We start from the raw sequence: 23,573 nt of genomic DNA on the forward strand, positions 1-23,573 counted from the left end.
AGGACACAAGGACACGAAGACACAAGAACGGAGGACACCTGGTCATACCGATGACCCCCTCGGCTACGGCTTCTGGAAGCCGGCGTCCAGCAGGATCCTCTGGCCCTGCGCCGAGGACAGCCAGGCCACGAACGCCGCGGCGGCCTCGGCGTTCTTCGAGTCCTTGAGCGTGGCGGCCGGGTACTCGGCCACGGCGTTCTGCGCGTCGGGGATCCGGACGGCGTCGACCTTGTCCTTCGCGCTGTCGGCGTCGGTCTTGTAGACGAGGCCGGCGTCGGCCTCGCCGAGCTCGACCTTGCTGAGCACGGCACGCACGCTGGGCTCCTGGGAGACCGGCTGCACCGTGATCCGCTGCGCGTCGAGGATCTGCCTGCTGTACTTGCCCGCGGGCACCTCGGGCGCGGCGAGCACGACCTTGAGGCCGGTGTCAGCGAGATCCTTCAGCTCGTCGACCTTGTGCGGGTTGCCCTTGCCGGTGGCGATGACGAGTCGGTTCTTCGCGATGACGGTCGGTGTGCCGGCGTCGGCCCGCACCTTGTCCATGCTCCTGGTGTCGGCGGTGACGAGGACGTCGGCGGGGGCGCCCTGGGAGACCTGGGCGACGAGTTCCTGCGAGCCGGCGAAGGAGAAGGTGATCCTCGTGCCGGGGTGCGCCTTCTCGTAGGCCGCGCCCGCCGTCCGGAACACGTCGGTGAGCGAGGCGGCGGCGAGGACCGTCAGATCGGCCTCGGAAGCGGCGCCCGCGGGCCCGCCGGTGTCCTTCTCGGCGTCGGCGTCGCCACAGGCGGCGAGGGTGACCAGCAGCGCTGCGGCGAGGGCGGCAGCGGCGGCACGACGTCTGGTCGAAGACAGGGACATGAGGAACTGGACTCCTTGGCGACGAGGCGAGTACCGGCCGGTCGCGCCGACGGCCGATGGCTGCATATGCGCCACCGTAGAGCCAGAGTCCTCGCATCTGCAAGAAAGTAGTGGGAGTCTCCATGGCGAATGAGAGGTGCATCGTAGATATGGACGAGGCGTCTGGCTCCGCTGTCATGACCGCAGCGGCACCGTCGGTGGGACAGCGGCTCGGTGAGGGCCCGGTTCACTCTCAGGGCCCCGTGCGATGTGCCGAACGGCGCTCGGCCTTGTGGAATGGGCGCATCAGGCGCGCCGCCCGCTCAGGGGCGGGCGCGCGTCGTCGTGCCGCGGCTCCTCACGGCCGGGCCTGGGGTTCCGGGAGGGCGCATGGCGCCGCCACAGAGCATGACGCCGCCGCGCAAGGGCGCCCTCCGGCGGACCGGGTCGTGGTGCGCGCGCCACAGCGTGACGGTCGTGGTCCTGTGGCTGGTGGCCCTCGCGGGGCTTCAGGTGCTGGACCGGGCGGGCGGGGGCGACTACTCGGACGACTTCACCCTGCCCGGGTCCCAGTCCCAGGACGGCCTCGACGTGCTCAAGGCCCACGAGCCCGCCGCGGGCGGGTACAGCGCGCAGATCGTCCTGCACGATTCCGCAAAGCCGCTCACCGACGTCGGCGGACCGGTCGGCACGGCCGTCGGCAACCTGCAGAAGCTGCCCCATGTGCTCAGCGCGCAGAACCCCCTGCCCGCCCCCGGCACCCCGCCACCCGCCCAGGGCGCCACGAACGTCGGCCCGTTGTCGTCGGACGAGAAGACTGCGTACATCACCGTACGGTTCGACGTGCAGCCCTCCACGCTCGGGTCGTCCTACCTGGACGGTGTCGACAAGGCGGTGGAGCCGCTGCGCTCGGCGGACGTGCAGGTGGAGTACGGAGGCCCGCTCGGCGAACTGGCGCGTCCCCAGGCCGACGACCGCGGCAGCGAGGGCATCGGCTTCGCAGTCGCGATCCTGGTGCTGCTGATCGGCTTCGGCAGTGTCGCTGCCGCGGTGACCCCGCTGGTGACCGCGCTGATCGCGGTGATCTGCGGACTCGCCCTGCTGGGCCTGCTGGCGGCGGCCTTCACCTTCGCCACCGTCTCGCCCACGCTCGCCACGATGATCGGCCTGGGCGTCGGCATCGACTACGCGCTCTTCCTGATCACCCGCCACCGGCAGAACCTCATGGACGGACGCGACCCCGCCACGGCGGCCGGACTGGCGGCGGCGACCAGCGGCCGGGCCGTGCTCGTCTCCGGCAGCACGGTGATCATCGCCCTGTCCGGGCTGTGGGTGTCGGGGATCAGCTTCATCGGCAAGCTGGGGCTCGCCGCGGCCGTCACCGTCGTCACCGCCGTCCTCGGGGCGCTCACCCTGGTGCCGGCGGTGCTGGGGCTGCTCGGGCGGCACATCGACCGGCTCCACGTACGGCGGCCGATCGCCGAGACGGACGCCGCTCCCGGTGAGGCGGCGCACGGCACCTGGCACCGCTACGCCCAGCGGGTCGAGCGCCGCCCGTGGTGGTTCCTGGTCTCGGGCGTGCTGACCCTGGCGGTGCTGGCGGTGCCCCTGCTGTTCATCCAGCTCGGGCACATCGGCGACGGGGCCGACCCGAAGTCGTTCACCGACCGGCGCGCCTTCGACCTCATGTCGTCGGCCTTCGGCCCGGGTTCGAACGGGCCGCTGACACTGGTCATCGACCAGACGCACGTCCCCGCTTCCGACCGGTCGTCTCTGCAGTCCAAGGCGCAGAGCGCGCTGGCCCACGTCCCGGACGCGGCCGTCGTCACGCCGCTGAAGCCGACGTCGGACGGTGACGTGCTGATCGCGACGGCCTACTCCGTCGCCGCACCCCAGGACGAGAAGACCACCGAACTCACCAACCACCTCGTGGACGACGTCCTGCCGCAGGCGGTGTCCGGCACCGACGCCCGGACCTACGTCACCGGCACGACCGCCGCCCAGGTGGACTTCCTGGACATCGTCTCCAGCAGACTGCCGCTGATCATCGCCGTCGTCGTCGGCCTCGCCTTCCTCGTGATCCTCGTCGTCTTCCGCGGTGTGCTCGTCGCGGTCAAGGCGGCCGTGCTCAACGTGCTGTCGATCGGCGCCTCGTACGGTGTGGTGGTGGCGGTGTTCCAGTGGGGCTGGGGCGGGCCGGCCCTGGGCGTCTCGGGCGAGGTGCCCATCGAGAGCTACGTACCGATGATGATGTTCGCCATCGTCTTCGGGCTCAGCATGGACTACGAGATCTTCCTGCTGTCCCGCGTCCATGAGGCGTGGCTGCGCACCGGTGACCCGAAGGGGAGCGTCGCCCACGCCCTGGAGATCACCGCGCGGGTGATCACGTGCGCGGCCCTCATCATGGTCAGTGTCTTCGCCGCGTTCGTCATCAGCGACAACATCGTGGTCAAGATGCTCGGCCTGGGCCTCGCCGCGAGCGTGCTCATCGACGCCACCGTCGTCCGCCTGCTCCTCGTACCGGCCGCCATGACCCTGCTCGGCAGATCGGCGTGGTGGACGCCGCGGTGGCTTGACCGGATCCTGCCCCACATCGACGCGGAGGGCGAGGCCGCCGCCCACGCCGACGCCGAGCCGGCGCCGAGCCCGGCGTCCGGACGGGGCGGGCGGCGCTGACCCGGGGACCACGGGACCGGCGGACCCAGGTCAGCCGGGACCGGTGCCCCCGTCGGCCGTCCTAGGCGCCCACCACCACCGCGTAGGAGCCGAGGCCGAGGAGCCGGTCTCCGGGGATGTCGCCGAAAGCCGTGTACAGCGTCCTGACCTCGCCGGTCGCAGGGTCGAAGGCGATGTCCTTCACGGTGCCGTGCGCGGCGCCGTGTTCGGTGAGGATGCGGTGTCCGAGCGCCTCGCGATGGACGGGGAAACCGCTCTGTCCGGGATCGGCCGCCGTGCGGGAGCGCACGATGACGGCGTCCCGGCCCACCGCCTCGACCGCGTTCCAGGCGACGGCCGTGGCGTGCTTCGGGGCTCCGGACAGGCGCAGGCAGGCGATGCTCCGGCTGCGCGCGTCGATGGTCAGGGCCTCGACGCGCCCCAGCGGTTCGGCCTCGTCGGCGGTGATCACCGGGAGCCCCATGGCCTGGGTGAACAGCATCATGCCGGGCCTCCTTCCTCGACCGCGGGGGAACCCGCGTACGGCCGCGCGGCGTGCGCGCGGAACGCCTCCACCTGGGCGCTGAAGCTGGGCAGGTCGTCGGCGGCGAAGTGACGGGCGTGCGCCGGGACGACCAGAGCGCGCCCGGAGACGGCCAGCGTCTCCCCGCGCGGCACGAAGACCTTCCGCTTGTGCAGGTCGAGGTTCTCGTTCGCGGCGATCTCGAAGCCGACCACCTGTCCGCTGCCGCCGCCCTCGACCACGACGTCCAGGACCGTTCCGACCTCCGTCCCCTGGTCGGTGAGGACGGGCGCACCGAGGACCTGGCCCTGTTCGGCTTCGCCGGTCCCCACGACCTTGCCGCGCCTCTCCAGCACAGCCTCGCTCGGGATCATCACGGCGGACGGCCCGATCGCGTGCACCCCGGAGAAGGGCAGGCTCTCCTTCAGCGGCCCGGCCAGCAGACCGCGCCCGCTCAGGGTGAAACCGGTGATCCGGCCCGCCTGCGCGTCGAAGACGGTGTCCCGGATCTGGGCGACCGCCTCACCGGCCAGCGTCACGACCACCCGCTTGGTCAGTTCCGAGGCGAGCATGAGGGTGTTCACCGGGGACCCTCCCGGCCGGGCCGCCGGGCCGGACGCACCGCGATCACCGTGCCGCTGCGGCGCCTGGCCTGCACCACCAGAGCGGCCGCGGTGAGCACCCCCGCCACCGCGACGAGAAGGACCACCCAACTCCACCACTCCATCGCATACCTCCTCCGTACGTCTCATCCGCACGTCTCGTTCGTACGTCTCATCAGTACCGTCTTCGCCATGGCCGTCGTTCTGTCCGGCGGCGGTCCCTGGGCTATCCGGTTGCCCGCGGTACGGACTTGTACGCCTGGCGCGGCCGGAGTCGGCCGAGGAGGTCACCGCCGGGTCGGGTCCGCTCCAACCGGGCGCCGTACGAGTGAAGTTCGAAGCCCCGAAAGGAGCGGACGTGTCGATTCCCGCGCCCCGGGTAGGCGGCCGGACACATGTCGGCAGCGGCGGCGGCGCGGAGGCGGAGATGGACGCACTTGCACGACTGATCCAGCGGGCCATGACCCGAAGGGGCGTGTCGGCCGAAGTCGTCGCCGCCCGCACCGGCATCCGGACGCCGCGGATCAAGGCGTTCGCCGAGGACGGCGCGGCCGGCCCCGTCCGGCCCACCGAGGAGGAGTTGGACGCGCTCGCGCTCATGCTCTCCCTGCCCGCAGGGGAGTTGCTGGCGGCGGGTGGCCGGGACGTACGACGAGCGGGCGCGACGAGCTGAGGACCCTGCCCCGGCGACGTACGGCAGCCATGCCCCGGCGGTGCCCTGACACCCTCGGCAGGGCCCGCCCGGGGCGAGGCCGCGCGTCCTCCCCGGCAGCCGGGGGTCAGCCGTCGCGGTGCGCGCGCAGGACGAGCATGGCGCGGGACTCGACCTCCACCTCGCTGCCGCCCTTGATCAGCGGCCGGTAGTCGGTGTACGGGATGGCGGTGTCCACCTCCACCGCCCACCACGGGTCGAGCCCCTGGGGAACGGTGAAGGTGAGGGGCTCGCTGTGGGCGTTGAACAGCAGCAGGAACGAGTCGTCCACCACCGGCAGCCCCCGCAGGTCCGGTTCCGTGATGGCCTTGCCGTTGAGATGGACCATCAGGGACCTCGCGAATCCGGTGTCCCAGTCGGTGTCGGTCATCTCGCGTCCGGCCGGGGTGAACCAGGCGATGTCCTTCTCCTCGGTCCGGCCGCCCCGATGGGCGCGCCCGCTGCCCTGGGGAGCCCGGCCCTGGAAGAACCGCCGCCGGCGGAAGACGGGATGGTCCCGGCGCAGGGCGATCAGCTTGCGCGTGAAGTCGAGTAGTTCGGTGCCTTCGACGGCGTCCGACCAGTCGATCCAGGTCAGTTCGTTGTCCTGGCAGTAGGCGTTGTTGTTGCCGCGCTGGCTGCGTCCGAGTTCGTCACCGTGCAGCAGCATGGGCACGCCCTGGGAGAGCAGCAGGGTGGCGATGAAGTTGCGCTGCTGGCGGGCGCGGAGTTCGAGGACGCCGCGGTCGCGTGTGTCGCCCTCCGCGCCGCAGTTCCAGGAGCGGTTGTGGCTCTCGCCGTCCCGGTTGTCCTCACCGTTGGCCTCGTTGTGCTTGTCGTTGTACGAGACGAGATCGCGCAGGGTGAAGCCGTCGTGTGCGGTGACGAAGTTGACCGACGCGTAGGGGCGGCGGCCGTCGCTCTGGTACAGGTCCGAGGAACCGGTCAGGCGGGAGGCGAACTCACCGAGCGTGCCGCCCTCGCCGCGCCAGAAGTCGCGCACCGTGTCCCGGTACTTGCCGTTCCACTCGGTCCACAGCGGAGGGAAGTTGCCGACCTGGTAGCCGCCGTCACCGACGTCCCACGGCTCGGCGATGAGCTTCACCTGGGAGATGACCGGGTCCTGCTGGACGAGGTCGAAGAACGACGACAGACGGTCGACCTCGTGGAACTGGCGGGCCAGCGTCGCCGCCAGGTCGAACCGGAAGCCGTCGACGTGCATCTCGGTGACCCAGTACCGCAGCGAGTCCATGATGAGCTGGAGGGTGTGCGGATGGTTCATCCGCAGGCTGTTGCCCGTGCCGGTGGTGTCCCAGTAGAAGCGCCGGTCCTCGTCCGACAGCCGGTAGTAGGCCGCGTTGTCCAGACCGCGCAGCGACAGCACCGGCCCCAGGTGGTTGCCCTCGGCTGTGTGGTTGTAGACGACGTCGAGGATGACCTCGATCCCCGCCTCGTGCAGGGTCTTGACCATCGAGCGGAACTCCTGCACCTGCTCGCCCCGTTGCCCCGAGGAGCAGTAGGCGTTGTGCGGGGCGAAGAAGCCGATGGTGTTGTAGCCCCAGTAGTTGGAGAGGCCCCTCTCCACCAGCGCGTGGTCCTGGACGAACTGGTGGACCGGCATCAGCTCCACCGCGGTGACGCCCAGCTTGACGAAGTAGTCCACCATGGCGGGGTGCGCCATCGCGGCGTACGTACCGCGCATCGCCTCCGGAATCGCCGGGTGCGTCTGGGTCATGCCCCTCACATGGGCCTCGTAGACGACCGTCTCGTGATAGGGCGTCCGCGGCGGATGGTCGCTGCCCCAGTCGAAGTACGGGTTCACCACCACCGACTTGGGTGTGTACGGGGCGGAATCCAGGTCGTTCCGGCGCCCCGGGGCGTCGAAGTGGTAGGGGAACAGCGCCTCGTTCCACTCGACGTCGCCCTCGATCGCCTTGGCGTACGGGTCGAGCAGCAGCTTGCTGGGGTTGCAGCGCTCACCGTGCTCCGGCCGGTACGGCCCGTGCACCCGGAACCCGTACCGCCGGCCCGGGCCGACGTCCGGCAGGTAGACGTGGTGGACGAAGCCGTCCACCTCCTTCAGGGGGACACGCTCCTCGGTGCCGTCCTCGTCGAACAGGCACAGCTCCACCCGCTGCGCCACCTCCGAGAACACGGCGAAGTTCGTTCCCGTCCCGTCGAACGTCGCGCCCAGCGGCGACATCCGGCCCGGTCGCGGGCCCACCTCGGTACTCTCCTGCCAGATATGCACGACACGCCCCTCCCCGGACCCGGACGGCGGGGACACCCCGCTGCCGCCGTTCCCTTGTGCCCACGTCACCGGCGAACATGCGCACCCGGGCACGGCCCGCCCGCGCGAGGAGGGCCTGCCGGACAGCGGTGGTCCGCGTGCCGATCAGCGCGGCCGGCGGCTGTGCGGCACCCGGGCCACGGGACTCACCACCCCGTACAACTGGTCGAAGACATCCCGCAGCACGGGCCGGTCCGACGGCGAGGCCGTCACCACCGTCTGTTCCAGAAGCTGCCGACGACGTTCACGCGTGGCCTCCAGCACGCACTTCCCGGCGCCGGTCAGGCAGAACTCGCCCGAGGGCAGATGGCGCACCAGCGTGCGCTGTTCCAGCCGGTCGAGCAGCCGCGTGGCCGACGAGGGACTGACGCCGAGGCTTCCCGCGACCCCGCCCGGGTCCGAAGGCTCCGCGGCCAGGGCGAGCAGACCGCGCATCTGCTCCTCGGAGACCGTGGGAGCGGCATCGGCACGCGCCCGCCGCCACAACTCGATCATCGACACGGCGACCTGGTCCGCCGCCGAACTCACCTCGGCGGGTACGGGATCCACGGACATGGGCCTTTCCCTTCCTCGATGCCGTTGAGTAGTCCCCGCGCCTACCCATCTGACACCACCTCAGGCCCGCCTCCCTGTTCGAAAACTGCGTGAACTGGGGCGGAGCGCACACATGGTGCGCAAGGCGTCGGTCATCCGAGTGAGGTCCGCCGACGCCTCCCTCATGCGGGGCGCGCGGCGGCGCACACGCGGTTCACCGCTCCGGGGCGGCCTCGGCGAGCTCCGGTTCCAGGCCCTCGCCCACCGGGACCCGGCCCCGGCCGGCCTCGGTGCGCCACGCCTCGAACGCCCAGGTGGTGAGGGCTGCGACGGCCAGGCCCAGCAGCCAGCCCCCCAGTACGTCACTGAACCAGTGCACACCGAGGGCGACCCGGGTGAAGCCGACGCCCAGCACCGACAGCACCGCGACGCACCAGCACGCGACGCGCCAGGCACGCGGGATCAGGGGCAGCAGCACCAGCACGAAGACGGCGAAGGACGTCATGCCCGTCATCGCGTGACCCGACGGGAAGGAGTAGCCCGGCGCTTGCGCCACCGGGTCCTGCAGGGCGGGCCTGGCGCGCTCCACCACGACCTTGACCAGCAGGCCGATGAGCCCGCCGGCCACGGCCGTCACCGCCGCCCAGGCCGCCAGGCGCCACGCCCCGCGCCGAAGCAGCCACAGCGTGAGGACCGCGACGGCCGCGCGCAGGGTGACGGGATCCCACACCCGGTCGGACAGCACGTGCAGCACGTCGGTCCAGGCCGGGTGGTGGACGGCGAGCTCGTGCAGGCGCCGTGCCGCGCCCACGTCGATCTGCCGCAAGGGCCTCCACTGCCCCTCGACCAGGACGAGGAGCAGCGCGAAGAGCACCGCGGCCACGGCGGCGACGGCGGTGGAGGCCAGCAGCCGTGCCGCGTACCTGCGGTCGGCGCGCCGGCGGCGTTCGGCAAGGCGTCGTAGGACGGCTCGCGTGACCATGTTTCAGACTCCCGGGTCGGTCTGGATCGGGCCGGGGCACCGTCCCCTCACCGCTTCCAGCTGGGCGGCGAAGGACAGCCCGAGGAACAGCGCGATGGAGGTCAGATAGGCCCACAGCAACAGGGACATGAAGGCGCTCAGGGGCCCGTAGACGGCGTCGAACGAGCCGCTGAGGTTCAGGTAGAGGCTCAGCAGCCAGGTCAGGGTCATCCACAGCACCAGATACACGGCCGCGCCGAAGGCGAGCCAGGTGTAGCCGGGCTGTTTGCGGCGCGGTGAACGGCGGAAGACGGCGCTCGCGGAGATGAGGGCGAGCAGCAGTCCGACGGGCCAGCGCAGGATGTCCCAGGCCCCGCGGGCACTGTCGTCGAGGTGGTACACGGTGACCGCGGCCGAGGCGAGGTCGCCGCCTGCGACCATGACGACGAACCCGAGGCCGAGCGGGAGCCCCGCGCTGACGGACATCACCAGACCGCGCAGGTACTTGCGGTTGAAGGGACGGTCGCGTTCGTTGCCGTAGATCCGGTTGGCGCCCCGCTCTATCTGGCACATCGCCGTGGTGACGTTGACCAGTGAGAAGAGGGCTCCGAGCCAGAGCGCGGCCGCGGCGCCGTCGCCCGCTCTGCGCCGGCTGCGGGCGAGCGCGTCGTCGACGACCTCGGCGCTGGGGCCCCGGGCGATCCGGTGGATCGTCAGTTCGGCGAGCCTGCCGATGTCCTCGGTGTGCAGGGTGGTCGACAGACCGACGAAGGCGATCGCCATGGGGATGAGCGCGAGCACCGTCTGCAGCGCCAGGGCGCGGGAGTGGCTGAAGCCGTCGGCGTAGCGGAACCGCAGGAAGGCGTCCCGCAGCAGCGAGCCGCCGCCGTAACGGCGCAGCGCGGCCCAGGCCTCGTCGGCGGACAGCTCCTCCCCGCTCATGTCCCTCGTCTCGGGAACCTTCGTCGCGGTACCCATGTCACTCCCCTCGCACCGGCAGCAGCATGGTCAGAGCACCCGGCCTGACCTCCGCGGTCAGGCGGTGTCCGGGCGTCACCGGATCGCCGTCCAGTTCGCGGGGCTGGGGGCCGTCGAAGCCGATCTCGGCCCGCCTGAAGGCGAAGAACTCCACGGGCGAGCCGTCTCTACGGCCGTCCCGCCCGCGGACGGTGTCCACGGCCGGGTCCACGACCCGCGACGGCGCCCGCGTACTGCCCCGCAACAGCGTCCGTACGGCCCGGATCCAGCCGCCCGGCCCCCGCGGGTCCAGGATCAGCAGGTTGAGCCGGCCGTCGTCGGGGCGGGCGTCCGGCAGCAGCGTCAGACCGCCCTGTACGGTGCCGACGTTGCCGAGCAGCACCATGCGGGCGCGGCGGCGCAGGACCGGGGCGTCGTCCAGGCGGACGCTCAGACTCATGCGAGGGGTGCGCAGCACGCGCAGGAGCGCCACCGCGTAGGCGGGCCAGCCCAGCAGGGACTTGGTCCGGTCGCTGTCGTTGGCGCGCTCCAGCATCGCGGCGTCCAGGCCCGCGCCGGACATGGCGGCGAAGTGGGTCGCGGCCAGCCCGTCGCCCTCGACACGGCCGAGGTCCACATGGTGGACGGCACCGCGCAGCGCGGCGTCGAGCGCCTCGGCGGGAGCCAGCGGCAGGCCGAGATTGCGCGCCAGGAGGTTGCCGGTCCCGCAGGGCACCAGGGCCAGCGGGATCCGGCTCCCCGCCAGGGCGTCGGCGGCCGCTCGCAGCGTACCGTCGCCGCCGCAGACCACCACGAGCGTCGCACCCTCGCGGACCGCCGCGGCCGTCTGTCCGCCCCCCGGGTCCTCGGCGGTGGTCTCGACGAACGCCGGTTCGGCACAGCCGTGTCGTTCCAGGACCCCCCGCAGGACGTCTCGTTCGGCGCGACCGGTGACCGTGGGGTTGAAGACCACGGCGACGTGACCGGGCAGCCGCCGCGAACGGTCGGCGACGGCCGTGCCGGCGGCTGCGGGACGAGCGGTCACGAACCCGTCCGCGAGTACGGCGCGCCCCACGATCAGCAGCGAGAGACCACCGTTCACCAGACCGCCCACGACATCGGTGGGATGGTGCATGCCCCGGTACATCCGGGCGACACCCACCGCGACCGGGACGAGGAACAGCAGCCCGGCCACGACGCCCCGCCACGGACCGCGCAGCCGGGACAGCACGAGCACGGCGAGCCCGCCGTAGACCGCGGTGGCCGCGCCGGTGTGGCCGGAGGTGTAACTGGAGGTGGGCAGTGAGCCGTCGAGACGGTCCACGTCCGGGCGGTGACGGTCGACCGCCACCGTCACGACGAGGAAGACGAGCGACTGCAACGACACGGCGAGAGCGAGGAAGGCGGCCTGCCGCCACAACGGCAGCCGCGGTATCAGGATCAGGCCCACACAGCTCACGGAGGTGACGGCGATCACCGTCGCGGTGTTGCCCGCCTCCGACACGATGGAGGACAGGACGGTGAGGGAACCCGTGCGCATCCGCACCAGGGCCTCGATGACCGCGTCCTCGACCGTCACGGGCCACAGGCCCTGGGCGGGGCCGGTGATCAGCAGGCCGGCGCCCACCACCAAGGCCGCCTGGCAGACGGTCAGCGCACCGATCCAGCGGGCCGACCAGCCGGTCCCGCGCAGCACCGGGGCGCGGCCGCCCCCGGCGGCACCGGGCTCCTCCGCGGGTCGCTCACCGGGCAACTCGTCCGGTCTTCCCGATACAGCGGTCGGCATCCGTACCCCCTGATCAGCGTCTCGCGGCGGTGACCGGCCGGAGACTGTCCTCTGGTTCACCGCCGTATGCCCGGCCGGCCCGGAAATAGGCGGGCCCGGTCCGCGCAGGGGACCGGGGCCAGGGCCGGGTTCGGCCGCCGCCGACATACGGAGGCGTCCGCCGGGCAAGCGCCTTGTCGGGCTCGTGGTGCAGCCCGCAGTGATCCGCCCTGATGGCCGAAACGGGAGATACGACGTGTTCCTCGACAGCAGACCGGAGCCCCGTGCCCATGACACCGCGACCGACGCGGCGGCCCGCAAGCAGCGGCTGCGCCGCCGCCTGGAACGGCTGATCGGCATCGCCGCCACCGAGGGGAACGACCTCGTACCCCTGCGCAACGGTGACGAGATATTCCCCGCGATGCTCGAGTCGATCCGTTCGGCCAGGCACACCGTCGACATGATGACGTTCGTGTACTGGCGCGGTCAGGTCGCCCGGGACTTCGCCTTCGCCCTCGCCGACCGCGCGCGGGCCGGCGTACGCGTCCGGCTGCTGCTGGACGGCTTCGGCGCCATGGAGATCGAGCAGCAGCTGCTGGACCACATGAACACGGCGGGCGTGCAGGTGGCCTGGTTCCGCAAGCCCGTCTGGCTGTCGCCGTTCAAGCAGAACCACCGCTGCCACCGCAAGGCCCTCGTCGTCGACGAGCACACCGCGTTCACCGGTGGCGTCGGCATAGCGGAGGAATGGTGCGGCGACGCCCGCAACCCGGGCGAGTGGCGCGACACCCATGTCCAGGTGCGCGGGCCCGCCGTGGACGGCATCGCCGCCGCGTTCGCGCAGAACTGGGCCGAGTGCCACGACGAACTCTTCGACGACCGCGACCGCTTCGGCGAACACCCGCAGGCCGGCTCGTCGATCGTGCAGGTGGTGCGCGGATCGGCCAGCATCGGCTGGCAGGACATGCAGACCCTCATCCGCGTCATGCTCACCTCCGCCGAGGAGCGATTCCGCCTGGCCACCGCCTACTTCGCGCCCGACACCTACTTCATCGACCTGCTGTGCCGGACCGCCCGCCGGGGCGTGCGCGTGGAGATCCTGCTCCCCGGCCCCCACACCGACCAGCGCGCCTGCCAGCTCGCCGGCCAGCACCACTACACACGCCTGCTGGAGGCCGGCGTCCACATCCGCCAGTACCAGCCGACGATGATGCACGCCAAGATCATCACCGTGGACTCGGTCGCCTCGCTGATCGGGTCCACCAACTTCAACCGCCGGTCCATGGACCACGACGAAGAGGTCATGCTCGCCGTCCTGGACGAGGAATTCACCGCCGAACTCGACCGCGACTACGACGAGGACCTGCGACGAAGCGTCGAGATCGACCTCGACCGGTGGAAACGGCGGGCCGCGCTCCAGCGCCTCAAGGAGGCCGCCGTCACCCCGATCCGACGCTTCCTCTGAGTCATCGGCGGAGCGAGCGGGCTCCGGGGCTGTCGCCCGTGAAGCGCCGGCCCGCGGCGATCTCGTCGCCGACCACCGACCAGACGGTCTCCTCGTCCTGGAAGGGGAGCGGATCGATCCGGCTCGTCTCCCGACGAACGCGCTCGACCTCGCGGTCCAGGCGCTCGAAACCGGCCCCCTCGTCGCCGTCGTCGCCGCTGAAGCCGAACTCGTCGAGCAGGCGCTGGAACCGGCTGGTGACCTGGACGAGGGAGGAGACGTCCGTGTGCAGTTCCCGCACGCTCTCCTCGTCGGGGTCGAGGGCGAGCACCTTGCCGGAGGCGGGATCGAGGGCGAGGTGGGCGTTGAGCAGCCAGCCGATGACGGGCCAGCCGCCCGCGTCCTGCGGGGCGTCGACGACCTCCCGGGCGAGCGGCAGGCGACCGGTGTCCTCGTCGGGCTCCCGCAGCAGGAGCGTCCCGGTGGGCACGCCGACGGTCCGCAGCAGACGTGCGCCGGCTGTCTCCGCCGCGGAGGGCGGGAAGGCGGTGGCGGGCAGGGTCGCGATCCGCTCCTCGCCGAAGACGTCGGCGAGCCGGGTGCGGGTGATGTCGAAAAGCACTGCCGGAACTCCGAATTGGGCGGCGGCACGGGCGCCAGGGACTTTCAGCGGATCGTAGCGGTGAGCGGTCCGTTACTCGCCCCGGGGCTCCGGCGGGCTGGGGCCTGGGCTCGTCCGGGTGCCTTCGGTCCGGTGGACCCGGACAGCGTTCAAGTACGAGCCGTTCTGCGCGACAGCGGTCCCGCGAAGCCGAGGCCACCGTGCGGACGAGGGACCGCGAATCGAACGACTCGCCCGCCCCGGCCGCCTGCCGTCCTGGTCACCGCACCCTCCATGGGTGAGCATGGTGAGCATGGTGGGCATGGACGCGTTCATCGGCAGGCTGAATCCCGACATGTATGTCGTCACGGCGACCGCGGGCGACGAGCGGGCGGGCTGTCTCGTGGGGTTCGCCTCGCAGTGCTCGCTGCGGCCGTTGCGGTTCGTGGTGTGGCTGTCCAAGGTGAACCGGACGTACGAGGTGGCGTGTGCCGCCGACTTCCTCGCCGTGCATGTCCTGACGCGACGGCAGCACGAGCTGGCCGCCCTGTTCGGCGGCGAGACCGGTCACTCGGTGGACAAGTTCGCCCGTGTCGACTGGACCGTCGCGCACGGCGGAGCCGCCGTCCTGCGCGACGCGTGTGCCTGGTTCGTGGGAAGGATCGAGCAGCGGATCGACGGGGGCGACCACGTCGGGTTCGTCCTGAGCCCCGCGCAGTCCGGCCAGGACGAGAAGGCCGACGGCGGGCCGTTGCTGCGCCTCGCGGACGCCCTGTCCATCGAGCCGGGGCATCCGGTGGACTGACAGCGTCCCGCTCCCGCGGCACCGGTGCGACGGGGCCGCGTCGTCGGAGGGGGCCGGTAGCCTCGGGCGCCATGGGGATCGAGACGGACGTCGTGGTCGGGTACCCGGACGACGACGAGGCCCGCCTACCACAGGTCGTCGGCCGCCGGTGCAAGAACACTCAACTCCCGGCAGCCGTCCCGGAGGCATTCCTACGCTCCGGTTCATGGCATGGCTGGAAGGCGTGCTCTGGGGGGCCTTTGGGGGCTTCGCCATGGAGGCGCTCGACTACATCATCGCGGTACGCCGCTGGCGCAGACTTCCCTGGAACGTGGGCGCGAGCACCCTCTCGCAGGGCTCACGGGCCGGCGCGCACCGGACCGAGCCCGACGAGGAACTGCCGGCGCCCGGGGTGCTGGCGTACTGCGTCGCGGGAGTGCTGAGGATCGCGGTCGGCGGGGGCGTCGCACTCGCCTGCACCGCGACCGCGCCGGGCCGGATGTCGGCCTGGCTCGCGGTCCTGGTGGGAGCCACGGCGCCGGTCGTGCTGGAGAAGGTCACGGCGTTCGTGCCGCTGGTGACGAGAGTCGGCCGTGAGGGCATCGCCGCGACGCTGCAGCAGCCCGCGTCCGGTCCCGAGCCGCTTCCGCCGCCCGAGGCGGTCTGGCCTCCCCCCACCGTCCAGGAGGCGGGCGCGCACCTGCCGACGGCACAGGGCGGAGCGGGCACGGCACCGACGGCTCAAGGAGGCCCCCATGCGAGCTGACCGCCTGATCGGGCGCATCGTCGCCGTCCTGTCACGGCGCTCCCCGGCCTTCCACGACCCGGCCTCCCGACGGCCCGCCTCCACGGCCGGCGGACACCCCTCCACGGCACCCGTGCCGCCGCACCTGCCCGAGTCGGCCGCCGCGCCCCCGACTCGCCCCGGCGCGCGGCTCAAGGGCGCAGGACTGGCCGACGCCGACCTGTGCGAGGCGGGCCTGGCCTACGCCAACCTCCGCAGCGCGGACCTGCGGGGCGCCAATCTGTCCCGCGCCGACCTCCAAGGCGCCGACCTCGAGATCGGCAACCTCACCGGGGCCCGTCTGCGGGGCACCAACCTGGCCACCGCCACCCTGCGCGAGGCCCATCTCAACCGCAGCGACCTGTACCAGGCCGACCTGCGCAACGCCGATCTGCGCCACGCGCGTCTGCAGGGCGCGACGCTGAGCCGTGCCGGCCTGGGCGCGGCGAACCTCAGCAACGCCGTCCTGCGCAACGCCACCCTGCGCTCGGCCGATCTTCGGGGCGCCGACCTCACCGGCGCCGACCTGTGGAACGCGGACCTCACCGGCGCCGACCTGCGGGGCGCCCAGCTGCGCACCCGCCTCGGCAGCGCCGTCCTGGACGAGGCCGACCTGTGCGGCACCTACCTGCACGGTCACGACCTCACCGAGGCCCGCCTGCGCGGCGCCAACCTGCGGGGTGCCAACCTCCACCGGGCCCTCCTCGCCGGTGCGGACCTCCGGGACGCCGACCTCAGCGACGCCCACATCTGGTACGCCAACCTCCGCAACGCCGACCTCCGCGGCGCCAACCTCCTCAACACCATCGGCGACGACGACCCCGACACCCCCACGGTGGACTCGCTCCAACTGGACGGCGTCCACTGGTCCCTGGAGACGGAGTGGCCCCCCGACGTGCACACCACCATCCTGTCCCGGTCGGTCTCCCTGGGGAACGGCCACTTCGTCGTGACCCTCGGCCACGTCCCGCAGTGCACCGGAGTACCCGAGACCGTCTGAGCACCGCGCCGGACCGGGCGCAGGAGGCCGGGGAGGGCGTTGTCAGTGGCCTGTCCTAGAGTTCCCGTCACTTGATCACAGAGGTGCGGGGAGGCACGTGTGGGGTGGGTGACGGCCGGCGGCTACGAGGTCGCGCTGGAGGCCGGGAAGGTGATCTGCCGCAACGCGGCGGGGCGGCGGCTGAAGTCCGTACCGGCGAAGCTCGCCGACGATCCCGCCGTGGTGGGACTGCGCCAGCTCGCCGAATGGCTGGAACGGCACGAGCGGCAGTGCCTGGCCGACGTCGAGCGGTGGATGGTGCGCTCCCTGCCGGTGCCCTTCGCCGTCATCGCCCGGGTGTGGCCCGATCCGGCCTGGCGGAACGCACTGCGCGACCTGGTGGTCACCGGACCCGACGGCGAGGTCGCCGGCTTCCTCCGGGACGCCGACCTCGGCCGCGGACTGGGCCTCGTCGACCTCGACGGCGACACCGTACGCATCACCTCCGACCGCGTCCGCATCCCGCACCCGGTGCTCCTCGACGAACTGGAGGACCTGCGGGAGTTCGCCGTGGAACTGGGCCTGGAACAGCGCGCCCAGCAGCTCTTCCGCGAGGTGTGGCACCGCCCCGACGGTGTCGACCCCGAGGCCCGCACCGTCGAGGACTACGCGGGCGGCGTGTTCAAGGAACTGCGCTTCCTGCACGGCCGGGCCACCCAGCTCGGCTACCGCGTCCGCGGCGGCGACGCCGTCTGCTCCCTGCGCGAGGACGGCCGCGCGATCGAGGCCCGGGTCTGGATCGGCGACTACGACTCCTACTTCGAGACGGAGACCGGCCCGCTGACCTTCACGGACGCCTCGGGACGCCCGCTGAGGCTCGGTCAGGTCGGGCCGGTGTCCTGGTCGGAAGGCATGCGCATGGCGGCCGCGCTGTACGCCGGGCGCGACATCGAGGACGAGGAGAAGGCCGCATGAGCACCTACGACGAGACCACCGCGGCCGCGCTGCTGGAGGCGGGTGCCGTCCTGCCGCCCGGCACCACCGCCCGTGAGGACGCCGACACCCTCACCGTCCGCACCTACACCCACCCCGCCCTCGACGACCGGCGCGTCGTCCGGCTCGTGCCGGGCACCCTCGGCGAGGCCGAGGACCTCGCCCTGGAGTTCCTGGGCCTCGCCCGCGAGCCGGAGACCCCCCGGGTGGGCCAGGTCCGCCGGGAGACCCTGGGCTTCCCCGCCTGGGCGCTGGTCAACGACCCGGCCAACGGCCACCACGCGCTGGCCCTGGTCAAGGACGTCGAACGGCTCGCCCGCCAGGCCAAGTCCCGCCCCGGCACCGCCAAGGAGGGCTTCGAGGCCCTCGGCGACCAGCTCGGCCGCGCGGTACCGCACTTCCTGCCGACCTTCTACGAGCAGGCGGCGCGGATCTTCCTCCAGCACGAGAACACGACATACGCCTCCGCCTTCTTCGGCAAGGCGCGCGAGGCCGAGCGGGTGCACGCCCTCACCGTCGACGAGGACCGGCAGCGGGCGGTGTTCCTGGAGTTCGCGTTCGCGGGCGCGCTGACCGTCAAGGCCCTCAAGGAGCATGTGAAGGACCTCGCCCGCCGGCTCGACCCGGCCGAGGCGTGGGTGCAGTACCGGCAGCTGACGGTGGAGCGCTGCGCGGCCGGCATGCCGCCGTACGCCTCCCTGCCGCAGGACGCGCGCAGCCTGATCAAGGCGGCGGGCCTGTCCCGGGTCACCGAGGAGTGCTCCCTCGTCGCCGACCTGATCGCCTCCCCGGCCGCGGTCCGCGCCCCCGCCTCCTTCTGGAACACCTACCGGGCCACGCTGTCCGTCCTCGCCGAGCAGCGGCCGTCCGCGCGGACCCGCCTGCTGGAGATCATGCCGAACGGTCTGGGCGGCAGCGTCGAGGACGACGAGTTCTGGCTGGCACTGCTGACGGAGACCGGAGCCGACCGGCTGCTGACCGGCGAGGACACCGAGGCCGCCGCTTCGGTCGACGCCGCGGAATGGCTCGGCCGCTGGGCCACGCACCGCAAGCACGGCGCCTCCTTCTGCGACCGCTCCCCGGCCACCCTCGCGCTCGTCGAGCGGATGGCGCCACGCCTGCGCGCGGACGGCAGACCGGTCGACCTCTTCACCGGCCGCTGGCACGCGGGCGCCGACCTCGACCTGCTGGACCTGTGCGCGGCGCACGGCGTCCCGCTGACCGTCCCCGGCCCGGACACGCCCGTCCACCTGAGCCTGGACCGCTGGCTGCGCGAGACCCGGCCCGGCCGCCGCGACCTGACCGCCACCGCCGCCGACCCGCGGCTGCGGCGCCTGCTCCACGAGGCGATCGGCGCCCTGGGCGGCAACCGGGCCTCCTCCGAGGTGCTGGAGTCGCTCGCCGCGCACCCGGTGCTGGGCGAAGTGCTGCGCGAGTGGCTCTCCGCCCGGGCGGGGGACTTCACCCGCGCGACCGGCCTGCCCGGCGCCCGCGCGGCCCTGGACCGGCTGCGGCCCTTCCGCCCGGTGGCCGCCCGGGTCGACGCCGACGCCGTCGGCCGGGTCGCCGCCCACGAGATCGCGCCGCTGCTCGGCCGCACCCTGCGCGCGGGCATCCTCGACGAACTGGGCTGGCCCGCCCTCGACGAGGCGCTGCGGGCGCTCGACGCCGAGACCGGCCCCAAGGGCCACCGCGACGACGTGGCGGTCAGCGAGGCGTGGCCCGCGCTGATCGTCTCCCGCGGCGACAAGGCGATCGTCGTCGGCCCGGAGAAGGTGCTCCTCGAACACGACCTGCGGCTGCCCGTCGAGCTCGACCGCTGGAGCCGCCCGCAGTTCCGCTACACCGACGGCGAACTGCTGGTGATGTGGCGGCACGACGGCAAGCAGTACGGCTACTGGTCCGCCCGGCCGTCGGAGGTGTTCACCCTCGGCGGCGAACAACTCGGCTACGGCCACGGCCACCACGTCGGCCTGCCCTCGATCCCGCTGCCCGGCGGCGGCCGCGCCACCGGCGGCCGCACCCTGCACGCCGGGGACACCGTGCTGCCGCCGAGCCGCCCGCTGATCGGCGACGGCACCACCCTGTGGCGCCAGGGCAGACAGGGCAAGCAGCAGGTGTGGCTGGAGTACGACCCGGTGACCGGCACGCACGGGAGGGCCTCGCTGCCCGCACTCCTGGCGTCCGGTGTCCGCGAGGGCGCGTCGCTGCACCAGGCGGTGTGCGAGGTGCTGCCGCTGCAACCGGGCCTGGAGCACAGCCCGTTCGGCACCGACGGCACGGTCCTCGGGCGCTGGGTGCGCACGGAGAAGGACGGTGACGAGACGCGCACGACCACCGGTACACCGGACGGCCGTACGGTCACCATGACGCGCGGCATCCCGCTCGGCACCCTGCGACTGCCCGGGGGCGCCGAACCCGTCGCCGCGCTCTTCGGCGGTCACCTGGCCCTCTTCACGGCCGGTGACACCTCCGAGGACGGTCTGCTCGGCGGGGTGACGCCGGGGCAGAAGGGCGGCGAGTTCGCCGCCGGCACACGGTTCGTGCCGCACCTTCCCTACTGGCACGCCCTGCGTCCGCGCGACGAGCGGGGCTCGGCGGCGCTGCGCGCCCTCAGCGACGAGCGGGCGGCCGAGCTCCTGCGTGTGGGCGCCGCTGCCCTGGCGGAGCGTCAGGCGCTGATCGCCGCGGCCGACGAGGCGACCCGCGGCGGTATCGCGACCGCCGACGAGTTCGTCCGGCGGGCGGTGGCCCCGGCACTTCCCGACCTCACCGACGAGCGGCTGCTCCTCGGCGTCTCCTCCCTGGTCCGCACGGCACTGCGGCTCACCGAGTCGGCCGCCGCCCTCACGGCGCCGCCCGCGCCGCGGGCGACGCCGGACAGACGGCGCACCGAGGGCATGTTCGCCGACTACAGCCCCGAGCACGGTGACGACCGGACGCTGCGCGAGGCCACCGCGGGCATCGCCCATCTGTGGGGCGGGTGGCACAGCGAGCAGCGGTGGACCGTGCTCCGCCAGGTCCGCTCCGTCAACCACGTGCTGTCCGGGCACCCCGCGCAGGGCAAGCCGCTGCCCGCCGAGCACGGGCGTCCGGCCCCGCTCGGCGACGGCTGGACCAGCGACGAGCTCACCGTCCCCGGCATCGGCACGATCTGGCCGTCGCTGCTGGGCGTCCTGCGGCCGCTCGCCTACCGCGCGGCCTCGCCGGCCGTGCCCGGCGCCGAACGCGAGGCGCTGCTCCTGCTGTTCGAGGCCCTGACCGAGGGCCCGCTCGCCGCGCCCGGGGACGCGCTGCGCGAGATTGTCCTGGCCGAGCCGGCGCGGAAGCAGCAGCGCGAGGGCCAGGTGCTGCGCCGGGACGGCCGTACCGTCGTCGTGCTCGGCTGCCAGCGCATCGACACCGCTCGCGGCCAGGTGCGCTGGCTCGCCCTGGACCACGACCCCACCGGGGAGTTCGGGGCGATCGCGCACTTCACCCTGGAGGAGGAGACCCGGCACCGGCCGGCGTTCCCCGCCGACGGGCTCGCCGCCGTCGCCCGGCTGGTCCGGGACAAGGGTGCCGCGCCGTGGCGGCCCGAGGCGGTCCACGCGCTCGCCGCCGCGACGCACGGCGGGCTGGGCCCGCTCCAGTCCACCGTGCTGCTCGCCGCCCAGCCGCACGACCGCGACGCCGACGCGCTCGCCCTGACGGGCCTGAAGCCGCGTCAGATGGACCAGGCCAACGACATGCTGGGCTCACTGTCCGCCGGCGACCGCAGGGCGCTGCTCGGGGCGCTGCTGCCCGCCGACCCCGCCGACCTGTGGACGACCGGGCCGGACGTCGACGCCGCCGGCCGGGTGTGGGCCGAGCGGCTGGGGTCCGTGGTGCGGCTGTCCGAGGACGTCATGGCCGACCTCGCCGGACTGCCCTGCACCGCCGCCGGGGCCGTGCTCAACCCGCGGCGCACCGCCTGGCTCAGCCGGACCACGGTCCTGCGTCCCGACAAGGACGGCAACCTCGTCCCCGAGGACCCCGCCGCCGTCCCCGCCAGGGGCGCCCTGGTGACCGCGGTCGCCTCCCTCGCCTCGCTCGCCTACGGCCTGCCCTACGGGCACCTCCTGCGCTCCGCGCTGCCCGAGGGCCTCGCCGCCCTGCGCCGCCGCCTCGCCGACCCGGAGCTCCTGCTCGACCTCGACGTCGAGTGGACCGAGCAGGGCACCCCGACCGCCGTCGAGATCCGCAAGGCCCACGGGCTCCCGCCCACCGGCGGCGCCGACGCGGACGGACTCACCCGCGTCGGGGAGGCGCTGGTGCTGCGCCCGTGGCACGGCGACACCGAGACGACACTGGTCCGGCCCGCCGGGCTCACCGGGCCCGACGACGCCGTCCTCGGGCTGCTGGAGGGGCTCGTCGGTCCCCTGCGGGGCGCCGGACTGCGGGCGCTGCGCACGATCCTGGCCGACGACCTCGCCCGGACCCTCGCGCAGGGCACCGACCGGGAGGGGCCCGTCGGACACGCCCAGGACCCCATGGTCAGTGCGCCCACGCTGGTCGCCGAGGTCCGCTCGGCCCATGGTCTGAGCGAGGACGCGGCCGTGCTCTACCTCCAGTTGCTGGCCCTGCCCGACCCCACGGACCGCAACTGCGCCCGCTGGACCGGTTGGAAGCCGGCCCGGGCGAAGAAGGCCCGCGCCGAGCTGGCCGCGACCGACCTGGTCGTCGAGGCCAAGCGGGCGCGGGCCGGGCGCACGCTCTTCCTGCCCTGCGGCTGGCGCGACCTCAAGGGCGCCGCGCTGCCGGTGGAGACGTGGAAGGAGGGCCTCTACCCGATCCACGAACGCGTCCGCACCGTTCCGATGCTGCCCGTCCCCGAACTGTTCGCCCGCGCCTGGCAGCGCGTGCGGTCCGGCGACGCGCCCGCGTACGAGGAACTCGCCACGCGTGCCACCCGCAAGGGGCGGCGCCGATGACGACCGCCCAGGCCCCCTCCCCGCCCGACCGACCGGAAGACCCGCAGCCCATGACCGCAACCCTCGCCCCCGGCACGGCCCGTCAGATCGTCCCGCCGGAGGACCTGTACGCCACCGAGCTGGCCTTCCTCGCCGCCTACGACGACGGGCCGCGCCCACCCGCGTGGCGGCTCACGCCGCGTGCCGTGGTCACGTTCGTCATGGGCAGCGGCGGCGAGGCGCTGCGGCTGCCCGACACCGCCGAGGCGCCGGACGGCGTGCCGCGCCGCCTGGTCGTGACGGGCAAGTTCGTCGGCGACCGCGCCCTGGTCGAGCGGTGCGTCGTCACCCTCGCCGGCGAGCGCGGCCTGCTGCTCGTCGGCGAGCCCGGCACCGCCAAGTCGATGCTGTCCGAGCTGCTGTCGGCCGCCGTGTGCGGCACCAGCGGCCTGGTCGTGCAGGGCACGGCGGGCACCACCGAGGACCAGCTCAAGTACGGCTGGAACTACGCCCTGCTGCTGGCCCAGGGCCCGAGCCCGAAGGCCCTCGTACCCTCCCCGGTGCTCACCGCCATGAACCGGGGCGCCATCGCCCGGGTCGAAGAGGTCACACGCTGTCTGCCCGAGGTGCAGGACAGCCTGGTCTCCCTGCTGTCGGAGCGGCGCATCGCCATACCCGAACTGGCGGGCGGCGAGGACGCGTTGGCGCACGCCGCGCCCGGCTTCAACCTCATCGCCACCGCCAACCTGCGCGACAGGGGCGTCTCCGAGATGTCCGCCGCGCTCAAGCGCCGCTTCAACTTCGAGACGGTCGGCCCGATCCCCGACCTCGACGCCGAGTGCGCGCTGGTGCGCAGCCAGGCCCGGGCCTCCGTGGAGCGCGCCGGTGCGCCCTTCCAGGTCGACGACGCCGTACTGGAGGCCCTGGTGACCGCCTTCCGCGATCTGCGCGAGGGCCGGTCGGCGGAGGGCTGGGAGGTGGAGCGTCCCTCCACCGTGATGAGCACCGCCGAGGCCGTGTCCGTCGCGGGCGCCCTGGCACTGGCCGCGGCCTACTTCCCCGGCGACCGCGATGTGCTCGGACTGCTGCCGGGGCACCTGCTCGGCGTGGTCCGCAAGGACGACCCCGCCGACGCGGCCCGGCTGCGCGGCTACTGGGACGGCCCGGTCCGGCGCCGCGCCGAACAGGGCTCAGCCACCTGGCGCACCCTGTGGGACCTGCGCACGGTCCTGGAGGGCTGAG

19 protein-coding genes are annotated in these 23,573 nt (G+C 73.1%); 9 read left to right on the plus strand and 10 right to left on the minus strand.

Features of this window, described 5'->3' with window-relative positions; all coding sequences use genetic code 11:
• Positions 1 to 63 precede the first annotated feature (63 nt).
• Complete coding sequence (gene modA, locus ACIGXJ_RS08095) at positions 64 to 858, minus strand: molybdate ABC transporter substrate-binding protein (protein ID WP_399642497.1); 795 nt, start codon at positions 856 to 858, stop codon at positions 64 to 66.
• Between the two features lie 369 nt (positions 859 to 1,227).
• Here modA and ACIGXJ_RS08100 point away from each other — a divergent pair, with 369 nt between their 5' ends.
• Positions 1,228 to 3,513: an MMPL family transporter gene (locus ACIGXJ_RS08100; protein ID WP_399642498.1), complete on the plus strand. Its 2,286-nt coding sequence runs from the start codon at positions 1,228 to 1,230 to the stop codon at positions 3,511 to 3,513.
• A 61-nt stretch (positions 3,514 to 3,574) separates the two neighbouring features.
• Here ACIGXJ_RS08100 and ACIGXJ_RS08105 read toward each other — a convergent pair whose 3' ends face one another.
• Genes ACIGXJ_RS08105 through ACIGXJ_RS08115 form a run of 3 tightly spaced genes read right to left on the minus strand, consistent with a single transcriptional unit; the run spans position 3,575 to position 4,742 of the window.
• Positions 3,575 to 3,997 carry a PRC-barrel domain-containing protein gene (locus ACIGXJ_RS08105; RefSeq protein ID WP_399642499.1) on the minus strand — a complete coding sequence of 141 codons (423 nt, stop codon included), beginning with the start codon at positions 3,995 to 3,997 and terminating at the stop codon, positions 3,575 to 3,577.
• Entirely contained in the window at positions 3,994 to 4,599 is a 606-nt protein-coding gene (locus ACIGXJ_RS08110; protein ID WP_399642500.1) for a PRC-barrel domain-containing protein, read from the minus strand. The genes ACIGXJ_RS08105 and ACIGXJ_RS08110 overlap by 4 nt, the downstream gene beginning before the upstream one ends.
• Complete coding sequence (locus ACIGXJ_RS08115) at positions 4,596 to 4,742, minus strand: hypothetical protein (protein WP_399642501.1); 147 nt, start codon at positions 4,740 to 4,742, stop codon at positions 4,596 to 4,598. The genes ACIGXJ_RS08110 and ACIGXJ_RS08115 overlap by 4 nt, the downstream gene beginning before the upstream one ends.
• Positions 4,743 to 4,975: 233 nt before the next feature.
• Between ACIGXJ_RS08115 and ACIGXJ_RS08120 the strand changes: the two genes are divergently transcribed.
• Complete coding sequence (locus ACIGXJ_RS08120; RefSeq protein ID WP_399642502.1) at positions 4,976 to 5,290, plus strand: XRE family transcriptional regulator; 315 nt, start codon at positions 4,976 to 4,978, stop codon at positions 5,288 to 5,290.
• A 106-nt stretch (positions 5,291 to 5,396) separates the two neighbouring features.
• On the opposite strand, the gene glgX is transcribed toward ACIGXJ_RS08120, so the two are convergent.
• The 5 genes from glgX to ACIGXJ_RS08145 form a co-directional block, all read right to left on the minus strand.
• Positions 5,397 to 7,511, minus strand: a complete 2,115-nt coding sequence (glgX, locus tag ACIGXJ_RS08125; protein WP_399642795.1) for a glycogen debranching protein GlgX — start codon at positions 7,509 to 7,511, stop codon at positions 5,397 to 5,399.
• Positions 7,512 to 7,703: 192 nt separating this feature from the next.
• On the minus strand, positions 7,704 to 8,153 hold the full coding sequence (locus tag ACIGXJ_RS08130) for a hypothetical protein (protein WP_399642503.1): 450 nt from the start codon (positions 8,151 to 8,153) through the stop codon (positions 7,704 to 7,706).
• Between the two features lie 193 nt (positions 8,154 to 8,346).
• On the minus strand, positions 8,347 to 9,114 hold the full coding sequence (locus tag ACIGXJ_RS08135; protein WP_399642504.1) for a phosphatase PAP2 family protein: 768 nt from the start codon (positions 9,112 to 9,114) through the stop codon (positions 8,347 to 8,349).
• A gap of 3 nt (positions 9,115 to 9,117) precedes the next feature.
• Positions 9,118 to 10,071, minus strand: a complete 954-nt coding sequence (locus tag ACIGXJ_RS08140; RefSeq protein WP_399642505.1) for a YihY/virulence factor BrkB family protein — start codon at positions 10,069 to 10,071, stop codon at positions 9,118 to 9,120.
• 1 nt (position 10,072) lies between these two features.
• The gene (locus ACIGXJ_RS08145; RefSeq protein WP_399642506.1) at positions 10,073 to 11,836 is read right to left on the minus strand and encodes a diacylglycerol kinase family protein; all 1,764 of its coding nucleotides are present in this window, start codon (positions 11,834 to 11,836) and stop codon (positions 10,073 to 10,075) included.
• A 235-nt stretch (positions 11,837 to 12,071) separates the two neighbouring features.
• On the opposite strand from ACIGXJ_RS08145, the gene ACIGXJ_RS08150 reads away from it, so the two are divergent.
• Positions 12,072 to 13,280, plus strand: a complete 1,209-nt coding sequence (locus ACIGXJ_RS08150) for a phosphatidylserine/phosphatidylglycerophosphate/cardiolipin synthase family protein (protein WP_399642507.1) — start codon at positions 12,072 to 12,074, stop codon at positions 13,278 to 13,280.
• A 1-nt stretch (position 13,281) separates the two neighbouring features.
• Here ACIGXJ_RS08150 and ACIGXJ_RS08155 read toward each other — a convergent pair whose 3' ends face one another.
• Positions 13,282 to 13,881 carry an SUKH-4 family immunity protein gene (locus ACIGXJ_RS08155; protein WP_399642508.1) on the minus strand — a complete coding sequence of 200 codons (600 nt, stop codon included), beginning with the start codon at positions 13,879 to 13,881 and terminating at the stop codon, positions 13,282 to 13,284.
• 292 nt (positions 13,882 to 14,173) lie between these two features.
• Between ACIGXJ_RS08155 and ACIGXJ_RS08160 the strand changes: the two genes are divergently transcribed.
• The 6 genes from ACIGXJ_RS08160 to ACIGXJ_RS08185 all read left to right on the plus strand — a co-directional run bounded on the left by ACIGXJ_RS08160 (position 14,174) and on the right by ACIGXJ_RS08185 (position 23,572).
• Positions 14,174 to 14,665 carry a flavin reductase family protein gene (locus tag ACIGXJ_RS08160; protein WP_399642796.1) on the plus strand — a complete coding sequence of 164 codons (492 nt, stop codon included), beginning with the start codon at positions 14,174 to 14,176 and terminating at the stop codon, positions 14,663 to 14,665.
• A gap of 205 nt (positions 14,666 to 14,870) precedes the next feature.
• Positions 14,871 to 15,410: a hypothetical protein gene (locus tag ACIGXJ_RS08165; protein ID WP_399642509.1), complete on the plus strand. Its 540-nt coding sequence runs from the start codon at positions 14,871 to 14,873 to the stop codon at positions 15,408 to 15,410.
• A complete protein-coding gene (locus tag ACIGXJ_RS08170; RefSeq protein ID WP_399642510.1) occupies positions 15,400 to 16,428 on the plus strand; it encodes a pentapeptide repeat-containing protein in 1,029 nt (342 codons plus the stop codon). The genes ACIGXJ_RS08165 and ACIGXJ_RS08170 overlap by 11 nt, the downstream gene beginning before the upstream one ends.
• 99 nt (positions 16,429 to 16,527) lie before the next feature.
• A complete protein-coding gene (locus ACIGXJ_RS08175; RefSeq protein ID WP_399642511.1) occupies positions 16,528 to 17,382 on the plus strand; it encodes a DUF4132 domain-containing protein in 855 nt (284 codons plus the stop codon).
• On the plus strand, positions 17,379 to 22,352 hold the full coding sequence (locus tag ACIGXJ_RS08180; protein WP_399642512.1) for a hypothetical protein: 4,974 nt from the start codon (positions 17,379 to 17,381) through the stop codon (positions 22,350 to 22,352). Before ACIGXJ_RS08175 ends, ACIGXJ_RS08180 begins: the two co-directional genes overlap by 4 nt.
• Positions 22,353 to 22,402: 50 nt before the next feature.
• Entirely contained in the window at positions 22,403 to 23,572 is a 1,170-nt protein-coding gene (locus ACIGXJ_RS08185; RefSeq protein ID WP_399642513.1) for an AAA family ATPase, read from the plus strand.
• Position 23,573 lies beyond the last annotated feature (1 nt).

The sequence above is a fragment of the Streptomyces sp. NPDC053367 genome (assembly GCF_044545925.1).
In the GTDB taxonomy this organism is placed as follows: Bacteria; Actinomycetota; Actinomycetes; order Streptomycetales; family Streptomycetaceae; genus Streptomyces.

Excerpts from the sequence above, each read along its gene's own strand:
- ACIGXJ_RS08160 (WP_399642796.1), top strand. The coding sequence starts at position 14,174 with ATGGTGGGCATGGACGCGTTCATCGGCAGGCTGAATCCCGACATGTAT.
- glgX (WP_399642795.1), bottom strand. The coding sequence starts at position 7,511 with ATGTCGCCGCTGGGCGCGACGTTCGACGGGACGGGAACGAACTTCGCC.
- ACIGXJ_RS08140 (WP_399642505.1), bottom strand. The coding sequence starts at position 10,071 with ATGGGTACCGCGACGAAGGTTCCCGAGACGAGGGACATGAGCGGGGAG.
- ACIGXJ_RS08115 (WP_399642501.1), bottom strand. The coding sequence starts at position 4,742 with ATGGAGTGGTGGAGTTGGGTGGTCCTTCTCGTCGCGGTGGCGGGGGTG.
- ACIGXJ_RS08145 (WP_399642506.1), bottom strand. The coding sequence starts at position 11,836 with ATGCCGACCGCTGTATCGGGAAGACCGGACGAGTTGCCCGGTGAGCGA.
- ACIGXJ_RS08105 (WP_399642499.1), bottom strand. The coding sequence starts at position 3,997 with ATGATGCTGTTCACCCAGGCCATGGGGCTCCCGGTGATCACCGCCGAC.
- ACIGXJ_RS08170 (WP_399642510.1), top strand. The coding sequence starts at position 15,400 with ATGCGAGCTGACCGCCTGATCGGGCGCATCGTCGCCGTCCTGTCACGG.
- ACIGXJ_RS08185 (WP_399642513.1), top strand. The coding sequence starts at position 22,403 with ATGACCGCAACCCTCGCCCCCGGCACGGCCCGTCAGATCGTCCCGCCG.
- ACIGXJ_RS08135 (WP_399642504.1), bottom strand. The coding sequence starts at position 9,114 with ATGGTCACGCGAGCCGTCCTACGACGCCTTGCCGAACGCCGCCGGCGC.
- ACIGXJ_RS08100 (WP_399642498.1), top strand. The coding sequence starts at position 1,228 with ATGGCGCCGCCACAGAGCATGACGCCGCCGCGCAAGGGCGCCCTCCGG.
- ACIGXJ_RS08180 (WP_399642512.1), top strand. The coding sequence starts at position 17,379 with ATGAGCACCTACGACGAGACCACCGCGGCCGCGCTGCTGGAGGCGGGT.
- ACIGXJ_RS08130 (WP_399642503.1), bottom strand. The coding sequence starts at position 8,153 with ATGTCCGTGGATCCCGTACCCGCCGAGGTGAGTTCGGCGGCGGACCAG.
- ACIGXJ_RS08165 (WP_399642509.1), top strand. The coding sequence starts at position 14,871 with ATGGCATGGCTGGAAGGCGTGCTCTGGGGGGCCTTTGGGGGCTTCGCC.
- modA (WP_399642497.1), bottom strand. The coding sequence starts at position 858 with ATGTCCCTGTCTTCGACCAGACGTCGTGCCGCCGCTGCCGCCCTCGCC.